The organism is Halopiger goleimassiliensis (assembly GCF_000455345.1).
Classification (GTDB): Archaea; Halobacteriota; Halobacteria; order Halobacteriales; family Natrialbaceae; genus Halopiger_A; species Halopiger_A goleimassiliensis.
The window spans coordinates 1-5,102 of record NZ_HG315692.1 but is presented as its reverse complement, the minus strand read 5'-3'; the positions used below and the strand labels follow the sequence as shown (position 1 = coordinate 5,102).

The 5,102-nt window shown below is 58.7% G+C and carries 1 tRNA gene and 2 rRNA genes; all 3 read left to right on the top strand.

Annotated features, from left to right (window positions below):
- Positions 1 to 359: 359 nt before the first annotated feature.
- Positions 360 to 1,831 (top strand): 16S ribosomal RNA (locus TX79_RS18885).
- Between the two features lie 138 nt (positions 1,832 to 1,969).
- Positions 1,970 to 2,041: transfer RNA gene (locus TX79_RS18880), tRNA-Ala, on the top strand.
- 223 nt (positions 2,042 to 2,264) lie between these two features.
- Positions 2,265 to 5,102: ribosomal RNA gene (locus TX79_RS18875) — 23S ribosomal RNA — on the top strand; the annotation flags it as partial.

Genomic DNA, 5,102 nt, shown 5'->3' with positions numbered 1-5,102 from the left:
GATCACGCCGCCGGATGCGGTTTCCGGCGACGATCCCGATCCGTTGCCCTTAAGTACTCGAGGGCGTTCGGATACGATTGCAAACGCGTGATCGACGGGCCGGTTGGATCGGCTCGTCGACTCGGGCCGACGAAGTCCGAAGGGGTTATGTACCCCTGACGGCTTACGATATGGTCCGAAGGAGATGAGGATTCCACCCCTGCGGTCCGCCGTACAGATGGGATCTGATGTTAGCCTTGGTAGTTCGGTGACGCCCGATCGGTCGACGATTGGTGTCATCGAACGTGGACCCATGTATGTGTGAGTGCGAGTGCATTGCATTCACCGCCAACACCCTCCCCTTTCGGGGAGTATATAGCATTCCGGTTGATCCTGCCGGAGGTCATTGCTATTGGAGTCCGATTTAGCCATGCTAGTTGCACGGGTTGAGACCCGTAGCAGATAGCTCAGTAACACGTGGCCAAACTACCCTCTGGACTGGGATAACCTCGGGAAACTGAGGCTAATCCCGGATAGCGCTTCCAGCCTGGAACTGGCGGGAGCGTGAAACGTTCCGGCGCCAGAGGATGTGGCTGCGGCCGATTAGGTAGACGGTGGGGTAACGGCCCACCGTGCCGATAATCGGTACGGGTTGTGAGAGCAAGAGCCCGGAGACGGTATCTGAGACAAGATACCGGGCCCTACGGGGCGCAGCAGGCGCGAAACCTTTACACTGCACGCGAGTGCGATAAGGGGACTCCAAGTGCGAGGGCATATCGTCCTCGCTTTTCTGGACCGTAAGGTGGTCCAGGAATAAGGGCTGGGCAAGACCGGTGCCAGCCGCCGCGGTAATACCGGCAGCCCGAGTGATGACCGCTATTATTGGGCCTAAAGCGTCCGTAGCTGGCCACTCAAGTCCATCGGGAAATCCGCGTGCCCAACACGCGGGCGTCCGGTGGAAACTGAGTGGCTTGGGACCGGAAGACCTGAGGGGTACGTCCGGGGTAGGAGTGAAATCCCGTAATCCTGGACGGACCACCGGTGGCGAAAGCGCCTCAGGAAGACGGATCCGACGGTGAGGGACGAAAGCTCGGGTCACGAACCGGATTAGATACCCGGGTAGTCCGAGCTGTAAACGATGTCTGCTAGGTGTGACACAGGCTACGAGCCTGTGTTGTGCCGTAGGGAAGCCGTGAAGCAGACCGCCTGGGAAGTACGTCCGCAAGGATGAAACTTAAAGGAATTGGCGGGGGAGCACTACAACCGGAGGAGCCTGCGGTTTAATTGGACTCAACGCCGGACATCTCACCAGCATCGACAGTAGGAGTGACGGTCAGGTTGATGACCTTACCAGACCTACTGAGAGGAGGTGCATGGCCGCCGTCAGCTCGTACCGTGAGGCGTCCTGTTAAGTCAGGCAACGAGCGAGACCCGCACTCCTAATTGCCAGCAACACCCTCGTGGTGGTTGGGTACATTAGGAGGACTGCCAGTGCCAAACTGGAGGAAGGAACGGGCAACGGTAGGTCAGTATGCCCCGAATGTGCTGGGCGACACGCGGGCTACAATGGCCGAGACAGTGGGATGCAACCCCGAGAGGGGGCGCTAATCTCCGAAACTCGGTCGTAGTTCGGATTGCGGGTTGAAACTCACCCGCATGAAGCTGGATTCGGTAGTAATCGCGCCTCAGAAGGGCGCGGTGAATACGTCCCTGCTCCTTGCACACACCGCCCGTCAAAGCACCCGAGTGAGGTCCGGATGAGGCCGTCTTCGGCGGTCGAATCTGGGCTTCGCAAGGGGGCTTAAGTCGTAACAAGGTAGCCGTAGGGGAATCTGCGGCTGGATCACCTCCACTGACCGGGACCAGGCCGTCGCGCCTGGCCCACCTGAGCGGTCTTCGTTCGATCGAGCCACCGCTGGCCGATCGGGCACCTTTGAACTACCAAGGCTAACACCTCGTTCCCGCTCGTGATCCAAGTCACGAGCGGGGTGGGCCCATAGCTCAGTGGGAGAGTGCCTCCTTTGCAAGGAGGATGCCCTGGGTTCGAATCCCAGTGGGTCCATGACTCGGTGCGAATCGAAGTCGTGTCCCTTAAGTGGGACAGGCACTTTCGATTCAATCCGAACGCAAACCGATGCACCAGCCCGTGCAAACGTGGCTGGGAAGGGTTAATGCACGCCGGCCGTCTACCGGCGCTGCAGATGAGACCGTGTGTACGTGTAGTCCAGGCGTCCACTGGACCCGTTCCCGGGTCACACGCGTTGCATCTCGCAACGTCGATCCGATGAACGTGGCTACTGTGCCAGCTGGTGGATCGCTCGGCTTGAGAGCTGAAGAAGGACGTGCCAAGCTGCGATAAGCCCAAGGGACCCGCACGGAGGGGAAGAACTTGGGATCTCCGAATGGGAATCCCCACCGCAATTGCTTTGCGCAATGGGGAACGCCGAGAACTGAAACATCTCAGTATCGGCAGGAAAAGAAAGCAAACGCGATGTCGTTAGTAACGGCGAGTGAACGCGACGCAGTCCAAACCGAAGCCTTCGGGCAATGTGGTGTTCGGACTGACGACCACTCCGCGAAGGTCTGCAAGAAGTCTCCTGGAACGGAGCACGAAACAGGGTGACAGTCCCGTACTGCAGGCTAGTAACGGACGAGTCAGCTCCAGAGTATCGGGGATTGGATATTCCTCGTGAAGATCGCGGGCATCGACCGCGAAGACTAAACACTCCTCAAGACCGATAGCGAACAAGTAGCGTGAGCGAACGCTGAAAAGCACCCCACGAAGGGAGGTGCAATAGGGCGTGAAATCAGTTGGCGATAGAGCGACAGGGCACGAAAGGTCCTGATCAAAACGACCGTAGCGCGAGCTACCAGTAGGAAGGTCAGGAAGCCGGTGTTCTGTCGTACGTTTTGAAAAACGGACCAGGGAGTGTACCTGTTTGGCGAGTCTAACCCGATCATCGGGGAAGGCGTAGGGAAACCGACATGGCCGCAGCATTGCGAGGGCCGCCGTGTTCAAGCGCGGGGAGTCAAACGGGTACGACCCGAAACCGGATGATCTAGGCGTGGGCAGGGCGAAGCGTGCCGAAAGGCACGTGGAGGCCCGTTAGCGTTGGTGTCCTACAATACCCTCGCGTGACCTACGTCTAGGGGTGAAAGGCCCATCGAATCCGGAAACAGCTGGTTCCGACCGAAACATGTCGAAGCATGACCTCTGCCGAGGTAGTTCGTGGGGTAGAGCGACGGATTGGGGGACCGCACTCCGAGAGGAGTGCGCCCCCCTGTCCAACTCCGAACCTACGAACGCCGTTCGACGCAGGGAGTCCGGTGCACGGGGTAAGCCTGTGTACCGTGAGGGAGACAACCCAGAGCTGGGTTAAGGTCCCCAAGTGTGGACTAAGTGCGATCGAAGGTGGTCCCGAGCCCTAGACAGCCGGGAGGTGAGCTTAGAAGCAGCTACCCTCTAAGAAAAGCGTAACAGCTTACCGGCCGAGGTTCGGGGCGCCGAAAATGATCGGGGCTCAAGTCCACCACCGAGACCTAGCCGCACCAGTCACATGGTGATCGCGTAGGTCGGCGTTCCGTTCGGGTGGAAGCACGGCTGAGAAGTCGTGTGGACCGTGCGGTAACGAAAATCCTGGTCATAGTAGCAGCGTGAGTCGGGTGAGAACCCCGACGGCCGAACGAGTAAGGGTTCCTCAGCAATGCTGATCAGCTGAGGGTTAGCCGGTCCTAAGGCAGTCCGTAGATCGAGACTGTCGAAAGGGAAACAGGTTAATATTCCTGTGCCAGTGTGCACTCAAAGCCGACGCTTTGGGGCCGCCTCTGCCGGGCCATCGCCCGGTCGAACAGTCGAAGTTCGTGGAAGCCGTAATGGCAGGAAGCGAACGAATGGCTGGATAGCGCAAGAGAGGTCAACCTAGAGCCCGTGAAAAGGCGAGCACACTGACCGTACCGAGATCCGACACAGGTACTCGTGGCGGCGAAAGCCAAGGCCTGTCGGGAATAACCGACGTTAGGGAATTCGGCAAGTTAGTCCCGTACCTTCGGAAGAAGGGATGCCTGCCCCGCAAAGGGGCAGGTCGCAGTGACTCGGACGCTCCAACTGTCTAGTAACAACATAGGTGACCGCAAATCCGCAAGGACTCGTACGGTCACTGAATCCTGCCCAGTGCGGGTATCTGAACACCCAGTACAATGGGACGAAGGACCCGTTAACGGCGGGGGTAACTATGACCCTCTTAAGGTAGCGTAGTACCTTGCCGCTTCAGTAGCGGCTTGCATGAATGGATGAATGAGAGCGTCACTGTCCCAACGTTGGGCCCGGTGAACTGTACGTTCCAGTGCGGAGTCTGGAGACCCCCAAGGGGAAGCGAAGACCCTATAGAGCTTTACTGCAGGCTGTCACTGAGACGTGGTCGCCATTGTGCAGCATAGGTAGGAGGCGTTACACAGGTACCCGCGCCAGCGGGCCACCGAGCCAGCACTGAAATACTACCCGATGGTGACTGCGACTCTCACTCCTGGCGGAGGACACTGGTAGCCGGGCAGTTTGACTGGGGCGGTACGCGCTTGAAAAGATATCGAGCGCGCCCCAAGATTTCCTCACTCGGGTCGGAGACCCGAGGAAGAGCGCAAGAGCAAACGGAAGTCTGACAGTGTCGGGCACAACAACCGACGCTGACGCGAAAGCGTGGTCTAGCGAACCAATTAGCCTGCTCGTTGCGGGCAATTGCTGACAGAAAAGCTACCTTAGGGATAACAGAGTCGTCACCCGCAAGAGCACATATCGACCGGGTGGCTTGCTACCTCGATGTCGGTTCCCTCCATCCTGCCCGTGCAGAAGCGGGCAAGGGTGAGGTTGTTCGCCTATTAAAGGAGGTCGTGAGCTGGGTTTAGACCGTCGTGAGACAGGTCGGCTGCTATCTATTGGGGGTGTTATGGTTCCTGACGGGAACGTTCGTATAGTACGAGAGGAACTACGAATGGGTGCCACTGGTGTACCGGCTGTTCGAGAGAGCACGTGCCGGGCAGCCACGCACCACGGGGTAACGGCTGAACGCATCTAAGCCGGAAACCCACCTGGAAACGAGGAACCACCGAGGCCACTCCTAGAAGAGGAG